The sequence below is a fragment of the Photobacterium pectinilyticum genome (assembly GCF_024357955.1).
Lineage (GTDB): Bacteria > Pseudomonadota > Gammaproteobacteria > Enterobacterales > Vibrionaceae > Photobacterium > Photobacterium pectinilyticum.
Genome location: NZ_JANEYT010000082.1, coordinates 1 through 22,047 on the forward strand (window position 1 = coordinate 1; position 22,047 = coordinate 22,047).

General features: G+C 44.1%; 17 protein-coding genes. 11 read left to right on the forward strand and 6 right to left on the reverse strand.

The genetic code is table 11. From position 1 onward, the window contains the following. Positions 1-139: 139 nt before the first annotated feature. The gene (locus NHN17_RS21765; protein WP_255044745.1) at positions 140-1,111 is read right to left on the reverse strand and encodes a CHAD domain-containing protein; all 972 of its coding nucleotides are present in this window, start codon (positions 1,109-1,111) and stop codon (positions 140-142) included. A gap of 276 nt (positions 1,112-1,387) precedes the next feature. On the opposite strand from NHN17_RS21765, the gene hppD reads away from it, so the two are divergent. Together hppD and NHN17_RS21775 are read left to right on the forward strand one after the other, a co-directional pair. Further along, positions 1,388-2,464, forward strand: coding sequence for a 4-hydroxyphenylpyruvate dioxygenase (gene hppD, locus NHN17_RS21770; protein ID WP_255044760.1), 1,077 nt, complete (start codon positions 1,388-1,390; stop codon positions 2,462-2,464). 587 nt (positions 2,465-3,051) lie between these two features. Next, entirely contained in the window at positions 3,052-3,408 is a 357-nt protein-coding gene (locus tag NHN17_RS21775) for a hypothetical protein (protein WP_255044746.1), read from the forward strand. Between the two features lie 206 nt (positions 3,409-3,614). On the opposite strand, the gene NHN17_RS21780 is transcribed toward NHN17_RS21775, so the two are convergent. Then, the gene (locus NHN17_RS21780) at positions 3,615-4,514 is read right to left on the reverse strand and encodes a LysR family transcriptional regulator (protein WP_255044747.1); all 900 of its coding nucleotides are present in this window, start codon (positions 4,512-4,514) and stop codon (positions 3,615-3,617) included. Between the two features lie 215 nt (positions 4,515-4,729). On the opposite strand from NHN17_RS21780, the gene NHN17_RS21785 reads away from it, so the two are divergent. After that, on the forward strand, positions 4,730-6,379 hold the full coding sequence (locus tag NHN17_RS21785) for a glycoside hydrolase family 13 protein (RefSeq protein WP_274137028.1): 1,650 nt from the start codon (positions 4,730-4,732) through the stop codon (positions 6,377-6,379). A gap of 94 nt (positions 6,380-6,473) precedes the next feature. Then, complete coding sequence (locus NHN17_RS21790) at positions 6,474-7,577, forward strand: tyrosine-protein phosphatase (RefSeq protein WP_255044749.1); 1,104 nt, start codon at positions 6,474-6,476, stop codon at positions 7,575-7,577. Positions 7,578-7,614: 37 nt separating this feature from the next. Here NHN17_RS21790 and glgX read toward each other — a convergent pair whose 3' ends face one another. Further along, complete coding sequence (gene glgX, locus NHN17_RS21795) at positions 7,615-9,564, reverse strand: glycogen debranching protein GlgX (RefSeq protein WP_255044750.1); 1,950 nt, start codon at positions 9,562-9,564, stop codon at positions 7,615-7,617. Between the two features lie 367 nt (positions 9,565-9,931). On the opposite strand from glgX, the gene NHN17_RS21800 reads away from it, so the two are divergent. From NHN17_RS21800 to NHN17_RS21815, 4 genes are all read left to right on the forward strand, one after another. Further along, positions 9,932-11,227: a carbohydrate porin gene (locus tag NHN17_RS21800; protein ID WP_255044751.1), complete on the forward strand. Its 1,296-nt coding sequence runs from the start codon at positions 9,932-9,934 to the stop codon at positions 11,225-11,227. 135 nt (positions 11,228-11,362) lie between these two features. After that, positions 11,363-12,256 carry a MalM family protein gene (locus NHN17_RS21805; RefSeq protein ID WP_255044752.1) on the forward strand — a complete coding sequence of 298 codons (894 nt, stop codon included), beginning with the start codon at positions 11,363-11,365 and terminating at the stop codon, positions 12,254-12,256. A 133-nt stretch (positions 12,257-12,389) separates the two neighbouring features. Beyond that, positions 12,390-14,216, forward strand: coding sequence for an alpha-amylase family protein (locus NHN17_RS21810; RefSeq protein WP_373689586.1), 1,827 nt, complete (start codon positions 12,390-12,392; stop codon positions 14,214-14,216). A 140-nt stretch (positions 14,217-14,356) separates the two neighbouring features. After that, positions 14,357-15,544, forward strand: coding sequence for a potassium/proton antiporter (locus NHN17_RS21815; protein WP_255044753.1), 1,188 nt, complete (start codon positions 14,357-14,359; stop codon positions 15,542-15,544). Between the two features lie 140 nt (positions 15,545-15,684). On the opposite strand, the gene proX is transcribed toward NHN17_RS21815, so the two are convergent. From proX to proV, 3 genes are read right to left on the reverse strand one after another with little or no spacing between them, the layout of a single operon-like run. Further along, positions 15,685-16,692 carry a glycine betaine/L-proline ABC transporter substrate-binding protein ProX gene (gene proX, locus NHN17_RS21820; protein ID WP_255044754.1) on the reverse strand — a complete coding sequence of 336 codons (1,008 nt, stop codon included), beginning with the start codon at positions 16,690-16,692 and terminating at the stop codon, positions 15,685-15,687. Beyond that, positions 16,685-17,770: a glycine betaine/L-proline ABC transporter permease ProW gene (proW, locus tag NHN17_RS21825; protein WP_255044755.1), complete on the reverse strand. Its 1,086-nt coding sequence runs from the start codon at positions 17,768-17,770 to the stop codon at positions 16,685-16,687. Before proW ends, proX begins: the two co-directional genes overlap by 8 nt. A gap of 4 nt (positions 17,771-17,774) precedes the next feature. Further along, a complete protein-coding gene (gene proV, locus NHN17_RS21830; RefSeq protein WP_255044756.1) occupies positions 17,775-18,962 on the reverse strand; it encodes a glycine betaine/L-proline ABC transporter ATP-binding protein ProV in 1,188 nt (395 codons plus the stop codon). A gap of 669 nt (positions 18,963-19,631) precedes the next feature. Between proV and ectA the strand changes: the two genes are divergently transcribed. Genes ectA through NHN17_RS21845 form a run of 3 tightly spaced genes read left to right on the forward strand, consistent with a single transcriptional unit; the run spans position 19,632 to position 21,864 of the window. Next, positions 19,632-20,165 (forward strand): diaminobutyrate acetyltransferase, encoded by a 534-nt coding sequence (ectA, locus tag NHN17_RS21835; RefSeq protein WP_255044757.1) that lies wholly within the window; start codon positions 19,632-19,634, stop codon positions 20,163-20,165. Between the two features lie 34 nt (positions 20,166-20,199). Continuing rightward, positions 20,200-21,465 carry a diaminobutyrate--2-oxoglutarate transaminase gene (gene ectB / locus NHN17_RS21840; RefSeq protein ID WP_255044758.1) on the forward strand — a complete coding sequence of 422 codons (1,266 nt, stop codon included), beginning with the start codon at positions 20,200-20,202 and terminating at the stop codon, positions 21,463-21,465. Positions 21,466-21,477: 12 nt separating this feature from the next. After that, on the forward strand, positions 21,478-21,864 hold the full coding sequence (locus NHN17_RS21845; RefSeq protein ID WP_255044759.1) for an ectoine synthase: 387 nt from the start codon (positions 21,478-21,480) through the stop codon (positions 21,862-21,864). Positions 21,865-22,047: the final 183 nt, after the last annotated feature.

Here is a 22,047-nt window from a genome sequence, read left to right on the forward strand (position 1 = left end):
TGGTAACTGATCAGATCGCACAATTTGGACTGAGTTCCCTTCCCTGAGAGATCTACTATTAGGAACAGCTATTTAGTTCTTTTAAGGTGTCAGCCCATACACCGGTATGGGTTAGCACTGCTCTCAAGGGCCGGTTCTATCACGGTGCCGGCGCTTGATACAGGGTATAAAAAAGGTCAAGGTTGTTGGGTTGCCTGAACAGGATAAGTTGCTCTACAGTTAGCTGTTTAGCTTTTAAATGGTAATCGGCATAAATATCAATCAGCTCTTCAATCGCTTTATAGCGTCCACTTTTTAGTTTTTGCTCGGTCAGGTAGTGCTTGAAAAAATCCAATTGCACTGATGAATCATTAAAACTGCCTAATCTATCTTGCAAAATCTTGAGTTGGGCTACCTGTAGCTTGGTCTCTTTTATTGGTAAAACCGGTGTAAAGTACTCCAATAAATAACGAAATTTTTTACAGTCGATTCGTAGCTGGTGGATGATGGTATCATCGCTATTGGCATCAATGTTATGGCACTGGCTTTCTATCTGTTTGAATTGACGCCATAAAAAACTATGTGCTGTGCTGTTTGATTCGAGCTGTCCCTCGACTGTGGGGTTGTTCCTCATGTTTTCAAGCTGAGTAAGTACCTGCTTGCACGTAGAATTATATTCGCTGGATTTCAGCCATCCTTTGAGGAATTTCAATGCTTTCCTACGTTGGGATTGAATATCATCAAAGAAGCGGGTCAACCCTTTGTGGTGCTGGTGTTCGAGTAATGAAAAATACTGCTCCATGTTTATCAGGAATACATCAAGGTCACGTACCAAATTGGTATGCTGCATGAGCTGCCTTAAGCAATCTTTCAATATCTCTTTATCCTGACGTCGGAATAGGGGCTTAAGCAGGCTGATCAGCGTACGGCTTCTTCTCAGTGCGACTCGATATTGATGAATAAATTCTTCGTGATCATCTCGGATTATTCCCAGCTCATGCCTTCTGGCATGTTCAAATTCGTTAACGAGAAAATGGTATGTGGGCAGGTATATTTCTACTTCAGATGAGAGTTGTACCGCTGGCGTTTTTCGTTTGGGTAGTTTGAGCTGGTCCCGCTTTGTCACTGTCATATCTTATTTACCTCCTTTATTAACTGTAGTGTGAAATTTTCTTTTTTGGTGATGAGAGAAGGAAAATCTCACTGAGAAATAAGAAGAAAAAGTCATTTGTGATAGTTAGATCATGACTCATCAGAAGTGAGTCATTGAAATTGGCAATGAGAGTTTACGTCTTTACTTTACATTTTTGCAACATGGTATGCAGCACGAATTTCTCATCCTATAACGGAACTGCTAGTTCTTTAGATAAGGTCATACGACCATGATGATTTATGGCAGAAAAGGATGATGAAGATGAATGAGAACCCACTAGGGACAGACGGCTTTGAGTTTGTGGAATATACCGCCCCAACGGCTGAAGGGATTGTAAACCTCAAACAACTCTTTCACGATATGGGGTTTGCTGAAATCGCCAAACATAAACACAAGTCTGTATGGTTATACCGTCAAGGTGATGTAAATTTTATCATCAACGGGGAGTTACATTCTCAGGCGGCTGGTTTTGCTGGAGTCCATGGTGCGAGTGTGAATGCCATGGCGTTTAGGGTCGCTGATTCCGCTCAAGCATTGGCTTATGCGGTTGATAAAGGCGCAACGGCTTGCCCGCCTCAGGCTGGGCCAATGGAGCTCAATATTCCCGCTATCTACGGTATTGGCGAGTCACTGATTTACTTGGTCGATCGATACGGTGATAGCAATATCTATGATATCGACTTTGATTTCTATCCCGATTATCAGGCTCGTATGCAAGAGTGTGATGCTGGGCTGCTGGTGATTGATCACCTTACCCATAATGTGAATCGGGGTAATATGGATTTGTGGGCGAGCTTTTATGAGCGAATAGCCAACTTTAGGGAAATAAGACACTTTGATATCAAAGGTAAAATGACGGGCTTGCTATCGCGGGCGATGACGGCACCCTGTGGCAAGATCAGGATCCCGATTAACGAATCTCACGATGATAAGTCGCAAATTGCTGAGTACCTCAATCAATACAATGGGGAAGGGATCCAGCATATCGCTATGAGTACTGATGATATATTCGGGACCGTCGCTAAGCTGAAATCGGGTGGTTTGATTTTCATGAATACTCCCGACACTTATTATGAAGGGATCAATAAGCGCGTGCCGGGACATCATGAAGATGTTGCTAAGCTCAGCGAACTGAAGATCCTGATTGACGGTGATGAGACTGGCATATTACTACAGATATTTACCGACACTGTTATAGGGCCTGTATTTTTTGAAATTATCCAGCGCAAAGGTAATGAAGGTTTTGGGGAAGGTAACTTTCAAGCGTTGTTTGAGTCAATCGAGTTAGATCAGATCCGTCGTGGGGTACTCAAAGCAGAGCCTGACTCTTAGTCGGCTCTGTTCGCGTTTAAGAGTTACCCTATCTTTGGCCATTTCACTGGCCTTTTTCTGTGTGTAATATAATTACATTTCGTGAGTTAATTGGAAAATAATTATCTAAATGAATGTATGCTGCCCGAACTGCAGACATAATGATGCTCATCAGTAGCACTTTTCTTCGTTGGTATTTCCGTTAATGTGATATTGCTCACTATGCTGGTGTTGGGTGTGCTTTTGAAATTGTGAGGTATGTCTTTATTTAATTCTTGAATATTTTAATTATTCTGTTTTGTTGTAAATTTTCATCTGTGTTTTGCGCTGTGGATCACCTGTTTTTCTTATTTTGTGTAATGTTTTGTGGGGCTGGTCACTAAAATTTTGCTATTAACTTCAGCGTTGCATTCTGTGTTAGCTTATTAAGGTATTGATTGAGTCGTCAGTTATACAGTTGTGAGCTTTTCAAAGTAGCTTACAAGGCAGTGAGGTCGGTGTTCCCCCTCTGGCCTCACTGTTTTCCAATCGCGGATTAGGCGACTTTGGCATGAGCCAAAATGATGATTAGCTCAGAAAATGGTTAACTTTTGGTGGTGGGATAGTATATGAAACAGGCGAAGAGCAAATTCAGTATTGCAGATATGGTCACTGTTAATTGCGGTATGGTAGACCCTGACTTTGGTCAAGATATATCAGGCTGGATTGGAACAGTAGAGAACATTCGCTATGCCGATGAGGTTGGTTATATATACACACTTCGTTGGAGCGATGAAACTCTGTGTGAGAGCAGTGTACTTAGAGTTTCTTGCGAAGAATTAGGTTTAGACTTCGAAACTATGCAATTAATAGAGTCCGATTTGTCTCTTTACTCATCAGCACGGGCTAAGCAATTCGTGAAACAGTGTCTGAACGTCCCAAGGCGAGAGAGAGCTTTTTGCTATGGTGACTTTTCTTTTTATTAAACAAACTCACTACCTTCTTGATTGCTTACCTTGGCATATCGACGCCATTGCGCAAAATAGTGAATAACTAGCCAAACGACGCTTTCAGCTTATCCAGTTATTAATGACTCGCCAACATGCCAGCCCGACCACGTTTGCTCTGGATAAATACTTGATTAACTACTTATCCAGATTGGTATTAGTTTAAAACTGGGAAAGGTGAGGGCCTACCATGAACGTGATAAAACATTTTTTATATCAGTGACATGAACGGCTAGGGGGTCATTGAGATGATAAATGCCAACGATGCCCGTTTGTGGCGAAGATGTGCTGGGGAGTGGGACGATGTCAAATTGCTCGAAGTAGTCAGCCATACTTTTGGTATACGGCATGATGGCTTTGGAGCTCGTCAATAAATCCAAACTGGCACTGAGGGAATTGATCTCATAGCTAATGCGCTCTCCGAGTTTTTTTCGCTCTTGCTCTTGTTGCTTGGGTTGTGGGTTTTCGATTAAGTGCTGATAACTGTCTTGGTCTGGCGTGACTTGCAGCAGTGGGTACAAGTCGGTGTCACCATCGGCATGACCACTGATTAACAAAGGGTGGGAGCGATGCACGAACAGTGCTTCTTGATCTTGTAGTATTGGGGTGAACAGCACATTACAGCGACGGGATAGGCCGTGAATTTCGTGTCCTATGAATAAGTCGATATGACCGTGGATCAGCATATCCATTAGCTTGAGATGGTTACCAAATTCAAGCTGAATTGAAATACCTGGATGCTGCTTGCAATAGCTTTGCAAGGCGGATTTTACAAATACCTCCCACCAGGCATCTCCAGTACCCATTTTGATCTTTTCTGTTTTCCTTGCTTTGAGATCGGCAAGTTTATCCAGCATGGTATCGTGGCGACGGTTTAGCTCCTGCACTTGCTCTTGGAATAATCTACCGTATTCGGTAAGTTCCACTCCTTTCGAACGGCGGGTGAATAGAGTGACATCTAAGCTTTTTTCCAGCTTCTTCATATTGTTGGTGAGGGTAGGCTGACTCAAGTTGAGCTGCTCAGCCGCAGAGCTGATATTCCCATGCTCAGCAATGGCGAGAAACTGGCGGTAGTGCTTGTCCATTGATAAAACCAGTGAAAAATCTTTGCAGGCAGTCTCACATTTTTTGATATCCATCACAAAGCGAAAGGGTTAAAACTTGTGATCTCCGTCGTTAATAATCTTTATGATATAGGGAAAAGCTATATCACGGAGAGGATGGTGTATTTTTCATAAGAAAGGCAACGGCATAAGATATTGCTAATTTCGATACCATGACTTCTTATTGAGGGTTTCCCATGAATATTACGCCTAAATGGTGGCACGATGCCGTTGTATACCAGATTTACCCGCGCAGTTTCTGCGATAGCAATAATGACGGTATGGGTGATCTTCAAGGTATTATCAGCAAGCTGGACTACTTGAAAGCTTTGGGTGTCAATGTCCTTTGGCTGTCACCGGTGTACAAATCACCGATGGATGACAATGGCTATGATATTTCCGATTACCAAGATATCGCACCAGAATTTGGCTCAATGGCGGATATGGATGAGCTGCTGGCTGAAGCAAAAAAACGCGACATTCGCCTTATCATGGATTTGGTGGTCAACCATACTTCCGACGAGCACCCTTGGTTTATCGAAGCGCGTAAATCACAAGATAACCCCTATCGTGACTATTACGTTTGGCGCCAACCTGCAGAAAATGGTGGAGTACCGGATGAAATGGGATCTGTCTTTGGTGGGAGCGGCTGGGAGTTCGATGAGCAAACCGGCGAATACTTCCTGCACATTTTTTCCAAGCGCCAGCCCGACTTGAATTGGGAAAACCCTAAGGTTCAAGAAGAAGTGCACAAGATGATGAACTGGTGGATCGATAAGGGTATCGGAGGGTTTCGTTTAGATGTTATTGATCTTATCGGTAAGGAAATTGATAAGAAAATCACTGGTAACGGCCCACGCCTACACCCGTTGATCCAGCAGATGAACCGAGCGACTTTCGGAGATAAAGACTTGCTGACAGTCGGTGAAACCTGGGATGCCACGCCTGAGATTGCTAAGTTGTATAGCGATCCATCTCGCGAAGAGTTTTCGATGGTTTTCCAGTTTGAACACATTAGCCTGACCTGGAAGCACGGAGATAAGTGGCAACCAATCGCGCTGGATTTGCCAACCTTCAAGAAAGTGTTGACCAAGTGGCAGGTTGAACTGGCTGATGGGGGCTGGAACTCTTTGTTCTGGAACAACCACGATCTTCCTCGTGTTGTATCGAAATACGGCTGTGATGGCCAGTACCGTGTTGAGTCGGCAAAAATGCTTGCAACGACTTTGCATATGATGAAAGGCACACCTTATATCTACCAAGGGGAAGAGATCGGTATGACCAATGTCGCTTTTGAGAGCATTGATGACTACCGTGATATCGAGACACTGAATTTCTACAAAGAGCGGACAGAGAATGGGGTCGCGCCAGAAACTATGCTGGCTGCGGTACATGAGAATAGCCGTGATAATGGCCGTACCCCGATGCAATGGAATAGCAGTGATAACGGCGGTTTCTCGTCTGTCGAGCCGTGGATCAAGGCTAACCCTAACTACCCTGTGGTCAATGTTGACGCAGCGTTAGATGATCAGAATTCAGTGTTTTACCATTACCAAAAACTGATTGAACTACGTAAGTCCTTGCCGGTTATTGTGTACGGCGAGTTTGAGCCGGTATTTGCAGATCACGACAAAGTCTTTGGTTATGTCCGGTCTGATGCAAACCAACGCTTGTTTGTGCTCAATAACTTTACCGCAGAAGAAATTACACTGGCGTTGCCAGAGTATTTACAGGCAGAGCAAGTCGAGTGTGTCATTGCTAACTATGCTCACCATCACGTGTTACCAGCGACTATTACGCTGAAGCCGTATGAATCTTTTGCTGTACTGCTACCTGAAAGTCGCTAAATCCCGTTAACGGCTGTTAATTGTCATTACTATTGTTAGGCTTGGCTCTATTTCATCGCTGGAATAGAGCTTTTTTTAGGGGGAAAGGCAAGTTATGCGTTATAAAATTGAAGGTGATCGAGTTCTATTCAGTCTTTCTAGCACGTGTGAACATTTATATTTAATTGGAACTTTTACGAATTGGAAGCTTGATGAAGGTTTTCGTTTTGAAAAAAGTGGTGATGTCTGCCGTTTAACAAAATACGTCAATGAAGTGAATAAAATTGGTAACTCAGGCTTTATTGAATACGTTATTTGGAATGAGGTAACACAGGCTCCGGTTGACATAGAGAACTTTAAAAATGGTTACTGTTTTAATAATCAAAGCAACGGTGGCTTAAACCAATTATTATTTTTAGAAAAACCTTCTGAATGCCAATTAAAAGAGATATCAGAGGCATCTAAGCAATCATTCATTATAAAAAATCAAAAATCACATTTTTCTTCAGACTACCAGTTTGCTAACTTTCGACCTGTCATTGGTGGAAAGTTAAAACCAGATTGGCTCTTCCGATCTTACCACCCCGTGACGCCGTCTAGAGCCAATCATTCAGAATTAAAGATGATTGAGCCGACTAGGCAAGAAGCAGTTATGGCGCTTATTGAACATCATCAAATTCATAGCGTAATCAATTTATCAGATAATGAAGCGGTACTCGCTGATTCTATGTTGTCAGCGCCTGATAGTTATTACAAACAACGCTGGCAGGCCGGTAGCATCCATAGTGTACCAGTGTCGTACGAGACGGTGTATTTCATGTCTGACAGAAATGAGGCACTAAATCATGACGAGTTGGGCTTTGAAGATGGTATTCGGCGTTTGATAGCCGTTGTTGCTGAACACGAAGGGCCATATTTAGTCCATTGCAGGCTGGGATCTGATAGAACCGGCGTTACTTGCGCTTTTTTCCAGTTGTTGATGGGGGCCTCGAAACAGGAAATCGCTGACAATTATCTCAAGACTAACCAGCTTGGAATTGGGGAGTACCGAAGCTTTAGGCTGTTGGAGAGGGCGTTACAAGCTGCAATGGGTGATGATTGTTTCTCTGATAGTGTTCAGAAAGTGAAAGCGTATTTGAAGCGCCTGAACATACCTGAAGAGTTAATTATGCAAGCGAAAGCTAACCTGTCAGGGCTAAACTCAGCTCGGTCTGCATAGTTAGGCCGGGCTGAGTCGTTTGGGGTTACAGAGAGATCTAGTCGCGGTACAAAATCGTCAGTGATTGCGCACCTTGCATATACGTTGTTTGTACTTGGTGAGAGCCAAGTGTTGCCTCAGACGTATCGCAGATCACTTGCCATTTGCTACCTTCCGGCAAGCGGTAACGGGTAGGTATCCGAGAGCCATTGATCAAGAATAACAGCTCCTTGCCTGAATCAAACAAACCAAGGTACAGTGAAAAGGCTTCGAGCCCTTGCCAGTCTTCGGCATTCATCGGTTGCCCGTTTGAACGATTCCAATGAATCCGGTGTTGACCCCTGTTCTGTCCCCTAAAAGCACGAATGAATGGGGACATGTAGGTTTTTCGACGCTCTAGCATGATAGCTAACCATTGGCTGAACTCCGTTTTATCTTTGTACGTCGTCCAATCTGCCCAGCTGATCTCATTGTCCTGACAATACGCATTGTTATTCCCTCCTTGAGTGTGAGAGAGCGCATCGACAGCCAGGATATGAGGAATACCAAAGCTAAATAGCAGGGTCGTCATGAGGTTGCGCTTTTGACGCTCTCTACGGCCTAGGACGGCATAATTAGTTGTTTCCCCTTCAACACCGTGGTTGTTCGAACGGTTGTCGCCATGACCGTCTCGGTTGTTTTCACCATTAGCGTGATTATGCTTGTGGTTGTAAGACACTAAATCCTGAAGGGTGAAACCATCGTGGTATGAAATGAAATTGACGGGCAGTTTGTCAGGCCATTTGCCAGCACTGAACAGGTCTCGCGAGCCCATAATGCGGGTCGCAAACTCTTTGACGTTGTTCTCTTGGCATAGCCAGTAGCTTTTCACCGTGTCGCGGAACTTGTCGTTGCACTCGTTCCAGCCGCGAGGGAAATAGCCCAACTGATAACCGTCAGGGCCGATATCCCAAGGTTCGGCAATTAATTTCACCTGCTGTAGGATCGGATCTTGTGCGATGGCCTTGAAGAAGGCACTTTGGGTATTAAAGCGATCGCCGTGACGGCCTAGAGTGGCGGCCAAATCAAAACGGAATCCATCAATCTGGTAATGGGTGACCCAGTGGCGCAAAGTATCAAGCACGATGGTCAAACTGGGTTGATAAGTCAGATCAAGGGTATTACCACAACCGGTATGGTTCTTGTAGTTCTTGTGTGTGTCCAATAAGTAATAGTTCTTATCTAGACATTTGAAATGGAACTTAGGGCCACCCTCACCCCCTTCGGCGGTATGGTTGAACACGATATCCATGATCACTTCAATGCCATGGCGATGGAGTTCCCTGACCATGGTCTTCATTTCGGTAACGGGATCGGCCGTCGCATAGCGTGGCTCCGGAGCCATAAAACATAGGCTGTTGTACCCCCAATAGTTGACCTTGTCCATTTTTAGCAAGTGAGGCTCAGACATACAGGAAGTGACTGGGAGGAGCTGAAGGCTGGTGACACCTTGTTCTTTGAAGTAGTCAATCATTTCTGGTTGGCATAAGCCAAGGTAGGTGCCTTGATATTTCTCTTCAACTTTAGGGTGTTGCTTGGTAAAGCCTTTAACGTGTGTTTCGAAAAGAATCGTTTGTTCAAATGGTACTTGGGGGAGGGTAGTGCCGTCCCAATCAAAGCGGTGATCGACAACAACCGATTTAGCAAAGTGCCAGCTCCTATCGGCAGTAAATGGTTCTATATAGTAGGGGGTCTTATTTAGCGCCTGGGCATAAGGATCGAGTATGAGACGGTATTCATTCTTGTCTTTTATTTGGTAACCGTATACCTGACCTTCTTTAATACCTTCTACAAAAACATAATGTATATCTAAGTGCTGACTTTCTAATTCAATGAAGGTTTTTTTGTTGTTGTTATCAAATAAAACCAGTTGGATCTCTTTGTTTTCCGAACAATGAATAGAAAAATTACAACCCTGATCACACAATGTAGCCCCTAGTGGAAATGGTTGAGCTAATTTAGCGAACATCCTGTACGTCTCTTTGCTATTTTACATATCAATAATGATTTTTAAGCGAGAAAATCTTATCAGTCAAGAGAAGTTTTTTTTCTTAAAAAATTTTAAAAAATTAAGTTACCGATAATTTCATTAATATTGCATTTAAGTGACTGGCTTCGTGTTTTTCTGGCTTGAACTGTAATTAACTTTCAGTTTTACGCCTAACCTTCGTGAGGCTTATCACGGAACCTTTCTCCACCCCATTTCCTACGCCCCTCTCATCCTCCCTGCTCCTCCCCGGTTTGGGAGGATGTCGAAAACTGTATCAAGACTGAATATGAGTCCCGAAAAGATTGCTAGATAGCAATCATGATAAAAATATAAAAGGGACACTCCTATGAAACACAAGTTAGTACCTGTAGCAGCGGCATTACTTACCGCGCTAGCTTCACACAATGTAGCCGCTGAATCTGCCACTGATATCATCACTGATGGTTGGGAAGTACATGGATACGCATCTATGAACTACCGTATGGTTGAAGGCGAAACTGTAGATACAGAGTATGGTAGGCCGGATTACAAAACGGCTGGTACGCACGGACAGAGTACAAACCAAGTTGAATTTGTAATCAAGAAACGTACAGAACACCAAAACGGTGTTTGGTCTGACTTCGTAGTACGTTCAGAGTACGGTAACGGTAACTCATATGCTTACTCTTCTCCTGGTAGTCAAAAGCAAGATCACCTAGACGGTCAGTTTGAAATTAAAGAAACGTTTGTTGAAATTGGTGGTATTTCTTTCCTAGGTGAAGATACATCAGTATGGGGTGGTCAGCGTTTCCTAAACCGTTCTGCGGGTATTCTATCTGGTGAGTTCTGGAAGCAGTCTTCAGGTGTTGGTGCAGGTGTTCAAACTAAGCTTGGCGGTAATACGGCAGGTCTAGCGGTCGTTTCTGCTGATGCCGATGGAACAATTATCAATGATGAAACTGATGAAGATGACAATCGAATTGACAGAAATACACTCACTTCTGTGGATTTGTACTATTACGGTGTTCAGGCACTAGGCGGTAGCTTTGACTTTGACTTGAAGTTTATGTCACAAGCTAACAACGATGACAATGGTATTGGTGCTTCTATTACCTATAACCGTGACTACTACGGCCTAGACGGTTGGACACAAACGGCTGTTGCTTACGGTACAGGTATTGCGCAAAACCGTGGTGTGAACTTTGGTAGCTGGTCTGGCGGTGATGATAATTCAGAGTCAATTTTCTTTACCTCTTACGGTGTCCTAAACATTTCTGATAATTGGCAGATGGGCTCAGAAGTAACCTATATTGCAGCGCTGGATGAACTATGGGGAGCAGAAGATCTTGAACGCATGTTAATTGCTGTTCGTCCGTCTTATAAAGTTAACGATAACCTACGTCTTGAAATGACAGCCTCATACGGTTACGAAAATGGTAAAGATGGTTACTGGGATCGTACTGGCGATGATGTTAAGAGCGAAATCTGGAACGTTGAGCTAGCAGCACCGCTTACTGTTAACGCTGACTACTTCGGCCGCCCACAGATCAAACCATACGTGAGCCACATCATGGCTGATGATCGCGAGAGTGCCAAAATTATCGGTATCCGCAATGGTGACAGTGAAACGGTTATCGGTGTCCACACTGAAATCTGGTTCTAAATCACATTTTTACCAAGGCAGCCCTCGGGCTGCCTTTTCAAATGATATTGGTTATATACCTATTGGCTTTTTTAAGTAGATTAGTGAAAGCAGATAGATATATACCCACCCAGCAGTATGGGTGTAGGAGATAAAATGAAACTAACATTAGCGGCATTGCTGACAGCTTCACTGCTTGGCTGTGCAAGTTCCCCAACGATAGAAGATGTAAAAGACGTTACGATTTCTCAACCTGCTTGTTGTCATGCTTATAGTGAGTTTGCGTGGATCCCAATGAGTGGAGATAGTATCGATTTTGTGGTCGATGAGCATTCGCAAATAGGTGATTTTGCCGAGGGTAAAAGCTACTTTTCAGGTTTTGTGCTGCCAGAAAATGTTGATCGTATGCGTGTTGACCTAAAAAGTTGGATGCGCACATCGGGTGTGTTTGCACCCAAAGTACTTTTGCTCAGTCCGACTTTCCAAGTCGTTGAGTCTTTTGAGTTAACTGATTTCGATTTTAAACCTTCATCATTATTCCAGCTAAATAGCTACCATAAGCGCTTTGAAATGACTCAAACGGCAACGCCATATATGGTGGTCTATTCTCCGCTTGAATACCGTGAAGGACAAATTGAAGTGCCACACCCTGAGCGTATCCGCGCTGAAGAGTTAGGCTTGGCTCGCCCGATGGTGACCGATCCGGTTATTCAGCATCAGAAATTCGGTTCACTTGAGTTAGATCTTAAACCTGTTGCACTGCGTTCCTACCGTGCAACGGATGTGCCTGAGGTTGCGGTAGCGACCCCCACTGCTACGAAGTCTAACTCTGCGCCAGTAGCAACAGCAACAACGACAGCGACAGCGGTAAGTGTTGCTACTCCGTCATCAGCGAAAATGCTCCCAGAGAGCGAGGCTTTCTATAATAGCCAGATTAAAGCGGCAGTGGAGAGCAACGATTTGAAAAAAGCCCTAACCTTAATGGAAGAGGCCAAACGTGCAGGTTCGAGCACGGCGGAAACAACCTTCCTTGAGTTGATAAAACAGTAGGGCGCTGGTTTAAACATTACCCACATGAGCAAGGTGTTTTTCGAATCCTCACCTTGAGAAATATTGGGTATATCGGGCAGGCAATCGTCTGCCCGTTCTTTATCTTTTCTATTTGCTTTAATGAGTTTACTTCATGACATATTCAACGCATTCACCCGCTACTCAAAAGCGAACGACTAAGCAGACTAAAGAAGTGGTTTATCAGGTGTTCACGCGCCTGTTCGGTAATACCAATATGACCAACAAGCCGTGGGGCACATTGGAAGAAAACGGTGTCGGCAAGTTTGCCGATTTTACCGATAAGGCACTGAGTGGAATTAAAGCGCTGGGTGTGACCCACATTTGGTATACCGGGGTACCGCACCACGCTTTGGTGCGAGATTACACTGACTATGGTATCGAAAACGATCATCCAAGTGTGGTAAAAGGCCGTGCAGGTTCACCTTATGCCGTTAAGGATTACTACAATGTCAATCCTGATTTAGCCATTGATCCAGCCAACCGACTTGATGAATTCAAGGCGCTCATTGAGCGCTCGCATAAACATGGTCTTAAAGTCATTATTGATATCGTTCCTAACCATGTGGCAAGGCGTTATCAGGGTTTGACTAACCCAGAGGGCATCGAAGATTTCGGTGCATCTGACGATACCAGCGTGATTTATCATAAAGATAATAACTTTTACTATATTCCTGGCGAGGCATTCTCGGTTCCAGATGCGAAAGGTGGTTATCTACCTCTAGGTGGTGAACACCATCCATCGATGACTACGCCGTATGTAGAGTCGCCAGCTAAATGGACCGGCAACGGTTCGCGTCTGGCTAAGCCGGAGTTTGATGATTGGTATGAAACCGTCAAGGTTAACTACGGTATCCGTCCTGATGGCAGCAAAGATTTTGATGTACTGCCAGAAGGATATGAGAATGAAGACCACGCTGCCCATTTTGCCTTTTGGCAAGATAAAGAGGTACCCAATTCATGGATCAAGTTCCGTGATATTGCGCTCTACTGGCTTGCTATGGGTGTCGATGGCTTTCGCTATGACATGGCCGAAATGGTGCCGGTTGAGTTCTGGAGTTATATGAACTCCTCAATCAAACAAGTTAACCCTGATGCTTTCTTGATGGCTGAAGTGTATCAACCTGATCTATACCGCGACTATATTCACTTAGGTAAAATGGATTACCTTTATGACAAAGTCGATCTGTACGATGCCTTGAAGTTGATCATGCAGGGCAAGGGCTCCACCGATGCGATTGTCGAGGTTCAAGAGCAATTGATGGACATTGAGCATCATATGCTCCATTTCCTTGATAATCATGATGAGCAGCGTGTTGCGAGTCCGGAATTTGCAGGTGATGCCAATAAGGGCAAGCCAGCCATGCTGGTATCAACGTTACTGAGTACCTCACCGACCATGCTTTACTTCGGTCAGGAAGTCGGTGAAGCCGGCACTGAAGATGCAGGGTTTGGTTTGGCTTCTCGCACCACTATTTTTGATTATTTTGGTGTGCCAAACCATCAACGCTGGATGAACCATGGCGAGTTCGATGGGGGCCAGTTAACGGAAGAAGAGCGTGGGTTACGCGATTTCTACCAACGCTTGATGAATTTTTCTTTGACTAGTTCGGCATTGATGGGGGAGTACCAAGAGCTGCATACCTACAACCGTGAATATGGTGAAGGGTATGATGATCAGATGTTTACATTTAGTCGTTTTGATACGAACGAGCAGTTGATCATGTTGGCGAATTTTACAGATAAAGTAAAAAGTCGAGTGACGTTGTCACTACCGGCGGCATTGATTGCTCAATGGCAGCTTAAAGATGGTGAGTATGCCTTGGTTGAACAACTCTATGCCGAGACTGATATATCGCTGGTAGTCGAAAATGGTTTGGGGAGCATCCAACTTGATATGCAGGCATATGACTGCTTGGTGTTATCGTTAGTCGTTGAGTAATCAAAAGAGCTAATGTTTGATTACATCAATTTTTATAATAATTTCAACTTGTCAGCAGACATTAGCCTCTAAGCAATAGCGCGCATGGTACAATTTGAGTTACCAGATTGTTATTCATCCGTGTTGTTGGGAGAAGTCTATTGAGTACAGAATTAATTATGTTAGGGATGGCTGCTTTGATTGCCATCGGAATCCTGCTTCATCAGCCGTCAAAAACCTTGGGCCTGCCTTCGTTGCTGATTTTTATCGGTGTTGGTCTATTGTTCGGTAATGGTGAATTTAATTTTGTTTATGACGATTTGGCGTTAACGTCATTCATCGGCTCGTTAGCCTTGAATGTGATAGTTTTTGTCGGGGGCTTGAATACCTCCAAAGCCAGTATCAAGGTGGCTTATAAAGAGGGTGGGTTGCTCTCTACTGTTGGGGTGTTGTTTACTACTTTCATTTTCGGCGGACTGCTCTACTACATCACAGACTTCAACATTTTAACCTGTCTGTTGTTTGCCGCCGTCGTTTCTTCAACTGATGCCGCTGCCGTATTCTCTATCCTCGAATCAAAGAAACTTAAACTGAAAGAATCAACCGATACGATTTTGGAGTTTGAATCAGCAACCAATGACCCCGTAGCATTGCTACTGGTGGCTATATTGACAGAGATGCTGGTTAATGCGAGCCAGCAGATCAGCGGCATCAGTATTGGCATTGAGCTCGTTCAGCAGATCCTTGTCGGCCTAGGGGCAGGTTACCTTATCGGTTGGTGTTGCGTTTGGTTGCTAAACAAAATTAAGCTTGAAGAGTATGGCTTGATCCCTGTCTTTATTTTGGCGTGTTTCTTTATCGCAGCATATGGTAGTGATTTGCTTGGTGGCAATATCTTAGTATCGTCTTACGTCGCTGGCGTGGTGATCGGGAATGAACTTAAACGTGGCCGAGAGGTGAGTAAGCACTTCTTTAACAGCTTATCGTGGCTTGCTCAGTCACTGATGTTTATTATCCTTGGCTTGCAGTTCTTCCCGAAAGAACTAATCGGGGATATGTGGCCAGCTATCATTCCGGCTATTGCTTTGATCTTTGTGGCAAGACCGTTGGCCGTTTTCCTTAGTTACCTGCCATTTAGGAAGGTATCGTTTAAGAAGAAATTATTTATCTCAGCAATTGGCTTAAAGGGCGCGACACCAATAGTGTTTGCCTTGATCCCTGCTTCTGCGGGTGTAGCGGGTTCGCAAGAGATGATCCATATGGTGTTTTTTATTGTCCTGATCTCAGTTGTTCTGCAGGGGTGGGCCATTGAACCGCTTTCGAACAAGCTAGGGCTCGTGGATAAATAACATATGACCTGATGATTATCGGAAGGTTGCTTAGCTATTAAGAAGAAGCCGCAAAAATAAACCCTCACTTTTATTAAAAGAGTGAGGGTTTTTTTGTCAGCCAGAAAGGCTTTCTTGCCTAGATAGATCCTGTATCTGGCTTACAGCGAGGCCTTCTTGGCTTCAGCTATCCATGCGTCAAATTGCTTCTGGTTCGCCTTAATCCAACCGTTAACATGTGATTCAATGTCCGCAGTACTGTTTTTTCCTTGGCTCATCATCATGTTTTGTGCACTGACATCATTGATGTTGAGTTTGATAATCTCGAACAATTTAGCGGCAGACGGGTTTTTCTCGGCAAACTCTTTGTTGGCGACGATACTCATTGAGTTCATCTCGAATCCATAGTTTTTACCGTTGGCAAGTGTTGTATCGATATTCTTGCGCTCGCCAGGCAAGGCAGAGAATGGCACTTCTAACCAAACGACATCTTTACCTGGTACCAGTACGCCACTTACCCAATACGGTGTCCATGTGTAATACAGGATTGGATCACCTTTTTTATAACGCGAAATGGTATCTGCAATGATGGCCGCATAGTTACCTTGGTTGTGGGTGACAGTATCACGTAGGCTGTAGGCGCTGAGTTGCTCTTCAATCACCATTTCACATCCCCACCCCGGGTTACACCCGGTGAGATCCGCTTTGCCGTCTCCATTGGCATCAAACAGCTTGGCCAGCTCTGGATCTTTTAGTTGTCCGATATTGGTAATGTCGTATTTTTCAGCGGTTTTTTTGTCGATTAAGTAGCCTTGCGCTGCACCGCTGACATATTGACCCTGACGGTAGAATTTTTCATCACCACCAGACATGGTGTATTTATCAGCGTGAAGAGGAAACCAGCCAACAGTGAGGAAAGTGGCATCACCTTTGGCAATAGACGTATAACCGACGTTGTAATCCACTTCTTTTGTTGGCTTAACATCATAACCGAGTGCTTCTAGAGCGCGGTTTACGATTAATGTTTGAAAAGTTTCTTCGGCAACGGTGGACTGTACGGGTTGAACGGATACACCTTTGCCCGGTAGATCATTTGCCAGTGTATGGCCGGAAAAGCTGACAGAGGCGATGGTCCCGACTAAAAGTGCTTTCTTCCATGAATTACTCATTTGTATTTTTCCTCAAGTTGATAGTAGGCTGCTTCGTTTTGTTTTTACGTCTTAATAAGAATGAAACCGGTCCTGTGTGGTACCAGCGTAACTTTGTATTACCAGCGTTAGTGCCTAGGACTTGGGTAATACGGTCAAGTAAAATGGCCAGAATCACGATACCTAAGCCTCCAACAGCGGCGAGCCCCATATCCAGCCGGCCAATACCACGAAGTACCATTTGACCTAAGCCGCCGACAGCGATCATCGAAGCAATGACGACCATGGACAAAGACAGCATTAGGGTTTGGTTGACCCCTGCCATGATGGTTGGAAGTGCCAAAGGGAGCTGAATGCGATACAGCATTTGTTTTTTGTTTGCGCCAAATGAGTGGCCCGCTTCAATTAACTCTTCAGGCACTTGTTGAATCCCTAAAATGGTCAGTCGAACGACTGGGGGCAAGGCGAATATGATGGTGACCACGACGCCGGGTACGTTACCGATCCCGAACAACATAACGATCGGGACCAGATATACGAAAGCTGGGGTGGTTTGCATTGCATCAAGAATCGGTCGAATAAATCTCGCTGCCGTGTTGCTTCTCGCGAGCCAAATTCCCATAGGGAGTCCGATCAATAGGCAGAAAAAAACAGAGGTCAAGACCAGAGCAAGCGTGGTCATGGCTTGTGACCAAGCACCTATTAGGCCAATAAACATCAGCGATATAATGGTCGACACACCCAGCCGGAAATTAGAAAACTGCCAAGCTAATAAGAATAAGATTATTATCATGAAAGGGGCAGGTGTTGAAACCAATGCCGTTTCAAAAGACGTTAGTATGAAATCGATTGGAATACGAATGGCTTGAAAGACAGGGCGACCGTGTTCAACTAACCAGTTGAGGCCAGACTCTACCCAATTATCGAGTGGTAAAACGGCATCTTGAAATGGGTTTAACAAATCGAAAGGCTTCTCTTCTACGACTTCTGAGCTTAACCAGTCTGGGCCTGATACTGAATCTTCTCCTTGTGACCAAGGGTCACTTTGCTGACTTGTTGGTTGTGACCAAGGATCGTTGTTCGTTTGTTCCGATGACATGAGACTAATCCTTATCCAATGTTTGCAGAAGACGTGACTTTGTCACGACACCTAAATAGTGGCCTTGCTCGTCAACGACGGGGACGGCGTAGGGCACGCTAGCCACAAGGCCTAAGATGGCGTTAATCGGCTGGTCGGGCTCTAAGGTGATAGTATCTTCTAGCTGGGCACTGGCTAATGAACGCTTCTCCTTATGCGCAAGCTGCAAAGAATCAAGTGAGACAATGCCTGAGAACCGGCTGGATTTATCAATAACGATGCCGTAATCACGGTCATGATCCATTAAGATTTGTAACGCGGAGCCTGGACCGTCGTGCTCTGATTTTTTGAACATTGCCGAGGGCTTTTTACGGGCGATATCTTTAGCTGTTAGGACATTGGCTATATTTACGCCGCGGAAAAAGGCTTCAACATAGTCATTAGCTGGGCTGTGAAGAATTTCATCTGGAGTACCGACTTGAACGACTTCACCGTTTTGCATAATCGCAATGCGATCCCCTATCCGCATTGCTTCATCCAGATCATGGGAGATGAAAACGACCGTACGCTTATCATCGTTTTGCAAACGTATTAGTTCATCTTGCATCTCAGCTCTTATGAGGGGGTCCAGCGCTGAGAACGCTTCGTCCATGAGCAAAATATCAGGGTCGCAAGCCAGCGCACGGGCCAAGCCCACACGTTGCTTCATGCCGCCAGACAGTTCATCTGGGTATGATTCTGCATAGGAGTCTAGGCCGACACGTTGCAGTGCCGACAGTGCACTGATGTTTCTGTCTTTAACATTGACGCCCGCCAACTCTAGGCCAAATGCGGTATTTTCAATCACCGTCATATGAGGCATCAGTGCAAAGTTTTGAAATACCATTGATATGTTGTGGCGGCGAACTTCTCTAAGTTCTTCTTCTGAGATATGAGCAATGTCTTTTCCTCTCAGGTAGACGCTGCCTCTGGTAGGCTCTATTAAACGGTTCAGTAGCCGGACTAGCGTTGACTTGCCTGAACCGGATAGGCCCATGATAACGAAAATCTCTCCTGCATTGATGGTTAGAGAAACGTCGTTCACGCCCAGGGTGAGTCCAGTTTGTTCGAAAATTTGATCTTTATCGATACCATTCTCAATAAGCGAAAATGCGCGACTAGGATCGTCTCCAAACACTTTATACAGTCCCTTAACTTCCAGTATGGGATCCATGTCAATCATCCTTTTGTATATGTTTTGTTGTGTAACGTTTTGTACTCTAAGTAATTTGAGTGATTATTTCAATGTATGGCATACGGTATAATGAATTAAGGCGTGTTTGTATGTGGTTGAGTGCTGGGTTGGTTCTGATTTTAAGCTGTTGTAATTAATGGTTTTAATTTGATGGGTGTGGGTGTGTGGTTACCTGTTATTTACCATTGTGAAATATTTTTTTAATGTCCTCTCGGCGTTACTTAACATTTACTTCTCTTTTGTGATGAATGCTTAGGCTGTTAATTTTGGGTAATCGTTAGATCACTAATTGATGTTTTGGTGCTTTTATCTGTTAGCGGCTTACTGTTGCGCGAACTTTAATATACTTCGCGTTAGTTTGATTATTTGTCGATATAAACCGCTATCAATACAGCATATTGGCGTAAATGGTCGTTACCCATAGTGTAGATGGCTGGTAAAAGTTTCTCTCTGTGTTAATCAATGCTACTGCATAACATATTTAGTAAATACGTTAGGGTTCGAACTAATGTGTTCAGGTGCTTTCATTGTAAAATGTGATGGTGGTCGCACTCTTTCCTGTTTTATTATTGTTTTGTTGATTGCTGGCACTGAAAAGTGCTCATAATAAAAAAGGAAATTAATTAGAGCTCAAAGGATTTTTTACCCATGATCACATCAGCTCCTTGGATGCCGCATTCAGATGTTGGAGAGGACTCAAGCCCTAAATGGAATTTTCGGGAACCTAATCGCAATGATGGTGATGACGTGTATCGTCTTATTGCAAATTGTCCGCCATTAGATATGAACTCCTCCTATTGTAATTTCTTGCAATCAACGCATTTCAGTAAGACCTGCATTTTGGCGGAGAAAAACAGTGAGATAGCTGGCTTTATTTCGGCCTATCAAAAACCTGATGAACAGAATGTGCTTTTTGTCTGGCAAGTTGCTGTCGCCCCTTTCTACAGAGGTAAAGGTTTGGCATTTGTTATGCTGAAAGCGCTTCTGGGCAGGAAAGGATTAGAAAACATAACGGTAGTTGAAACGACTATCACCAAAGAAAATGAAGCTTCTTGGACACTGTTTCAAAAGTTAGATTTACTCCATGGAAAGCTCGGAGAGGTGACGACTTTTCTTGATGAAAAGGATCATTTCAAAGACAAGCATGATACAGAATATCTGTATCGAATCCCTCTAAAATAATCTTCATTAAATCGGTATCAAAAACGGTCTTATTATGAATATTTTTAAAAAGCAAGAATCTAATGTTCGTTCTTACTCGAACAGCTTCCCTGTTGTTTTTCGCAAAGCGAAAGGGTGTTGGCTTGAAACGGATCAAGGCGAGCGGTACTTAGACTTTCTTGCTGGAGCGGGATCTCTCAATTACGGTCACAACAATCCACTACTCAAACAAGCGCTACTTGAGTACATTGAAATGGATGGTATTACCCATGGTTTGGATATGCATTCTGAAGCAAAAGGCACATTTCTTGAGGCATTGAATCGAATTATTCTTGAGCCCAGAAAGCTTAACTACAAAGTGCAGTTCACGGGGCCTACGGGGACCAATGCCGTCGAAGCGGCATTGAAATTGGCAAAAAAAGTGAAAGGCAGAAGTAGTGTTGTGGCATTTACCAATGGCTTTCATGGTTGTACAGCGGGTGCATTAGCAGCCACAGGAAACCAACATCACCGACAAGGTGCGGGCTCAGAACTACACAATGTCACCCGCTTACCGTTTGAAGGCTATGCCGGGGTTGATGGCCTTAAATTGTTCGAAACCATGCTCGATGATAATTCGGCTGGCATGGATAAGCCTGCGGCCGTTCTGTTGGAAACTGTACAAGGCGAAGGCGGGCTCAATGTCGCCTCGAATCAATGGTTGCAGAAACTCAGTAAAATTTGTGAGTTACACGATATCTTGCTGATTGTTGATGACATTCAGGCAGGTTGTGGCCGGACTGGCACTTTCTTTAGCTTCGAACCATCAGGCATAAAGCCTGATATTGTCACGCTGTCGAAGTCGATTAGCGGGTACGGCTTGCCGATGGCGGTCGTGCTACTTAAGCCGGAGCTCGACCAGTGGAAGCCAGGTGAGCATAACGGTACTTTCCGTGGTAACAATCATGCGTTTGTAACCGCAGCCATGGCACTGGAGATCTATTGGTCCACCAATGATTTTTCCGTGCATATCCAACAATGTGCCCAGCAGGTGAATAAGACCATCAACCGCTGTATTAAGCGCTTCCCCGAGATGTTTGTACGGGGTAAAGGTCGCGGCATGATGAGCGGCATTGAATGCCAGCGTGGAGATATTGCCGGTGATATCGCGAAAGCGTGTTTCGAGAACGGTATGGTCATCGAAACTGCGGGCCCAAACGATGAGGTCGTGAAGTTTTTTTGTCCGCTAACAATTAGTGACGCTGAATTAACCCAAGGGTTGAGTATATTCGAGGGGGCAGTAGAGGCCGTCGCTGCAAAATTTTATAAAAAAGCATCTTAACAGGGAAGAATTATGATTGTTAGAACACTCAGTGAGTGTCGCAACAGTGAACGACGTGTTGTTGCCGATAATTGGGAAAGTGTCCGTATGTTGCTCAAAGACGACAATATGGGCTTTTCCTTCCATATTACAACAATCTACGAAGGTACTGAGACCCATATACACTACCAAAACCATTTAGAGTCTGTTTTCTGCATGAGTGGTGAAGGTGAAATTGAAGTGCTAGGTGGTGAAACCTATCCGATAAAACCGGGTACTTTGTATATTTTAGATAAACACGATGAACATTTTCTAAGAGCATATAAAAATAAAGAAATGGTTATGGCTTGTGTCTTTAATCCACCGATCACAGGGGCTGAGGTACATGATGAAAATGGTATCTATCCCCTTTTAGACTAATATACCCACACGACTTTAATTTTGGCCATGTATATAAAAGGTGGAGTGATTCTTGGCTCCACCTTCTATTTGTTTACACTTATTTAGTAACCCTTGTTAAATGACTGTATCCGCCCCATAAACCTCACATTCAATTAAGCTGACACCAAACTTATGATGTTGCTTTCATTCAAATAGAGACAG

Excerpts from the sequence above, each read along its gene's own strand:
- NHN17_RS21765 (WP_255044745.1), bottom strand. The coding sequence starts at position 1,111 with ATGACAGTGACAAAGCGGGACCAGCTCAAACTACCCAAACGAAAAACG.
- hppD (WP_255044760.1), top strand. The coding sequence starts at position 1,388 with ATGAAGATGAATGAGAACCCACTAGGGACAGACGGCTTTGAGTTTGTG.
- NHN17_RS21775 (WP_255044746.1), top strand. The coding sequence starts at position 3,052 with ATGAAACAGGCGAAGAGCAAATTCAGTATTGCAGATATGGTCACTGTT.
- NHN17_RS21780 (WP_255044747.1), bottom strand. The coding sequence starts at position 4,514 with ATGGACAAGCACTACCGCCAGTTTCTCGCCATTGCTGAGCATGGGAAT.
- NHN17_RS21785 (WP_274137028.1), top strand. The coding sequence starts at position 4,730 with ATGAATATTACGCCTAAATGGTGGCACGATGCCGTTGTATACCAGATT.
- NHN17_RS21790 (WP_255044749.1), top strand. The coding sequence starts at position 6,474 with ATGCGTTATAAAATTGAAGGTGATCGAGTTCTATTCAGTCTTTCTAGC.
- glgX (WP_255044750.1), bottom strand. The coding sequence starts at position 9,564 with ATGTTCGCTAAATTAGCTCAACCATTTCCACTAGGGGCTACATTGTGT.
- NHN17_RS21800 (WP_255044751.1), top strand. The coding sequence starts at position 9,932 with ATGAAACACAAGTTAGTACCTGTAGCAGCGGCATTACTTACCGCGCTA.
- NHN17_RS21805 (WP_255044752.1), top strand. The coding sequence starts at position 11,363 with ATGAAACTAACATTAGCGGCATTGCTGACAGCTTCACTGCTTGGCTGT.
- NHN17_RS21810 (WP_373689586.1), top strand. The coding sequence starts at position 12,390 with ATGACATATTCAACGCATTCACCCGCTACTCAAAAGCGAACGACTAAG.
- proX (WP_255044754.1), bottom strand. The coding sequence starts at position 16,692 with ATGAGTAATTCATGGAAGAAAGCACTTTTAGTCGGGACCATCGCCTCT.
- proW (WP_255044755.1), bottom strand. The coding sequence starts at position 17,770 with ATGTCATCGGAACAAACGAACAACGATCCTTGGTCACAACCAACAAGT.
- proV (WP_255044756.1), bottom strand. The coding sequence starts at position 18,962 with ATGGATCCCATACTGGAAGTTAAGGGACTGTATAAAGTGTTTGGAGAC.
- ectA (WP_255044757.1), top strand. The coding sequence starts at position 19,632 with ATGATCACATCAGCTCCTTGGATGCCGCATTCAGATGTTGGAGAGGAC.
- ectB (WP_255044758.1), top strand. The coding sequence starts at position 20,200 with ATGAATATTTTTAAAAAGCAAGAATCTAATGTTCGTTCTTACTCGAAC.
- NHN17_RS21845 (WP_255044759.1), top strand. The coding sequence starts at position 21,478 with ATGATTGTTAGAACACTCAGTGAGTGTCGCAACAGTGAACGACGTGTT.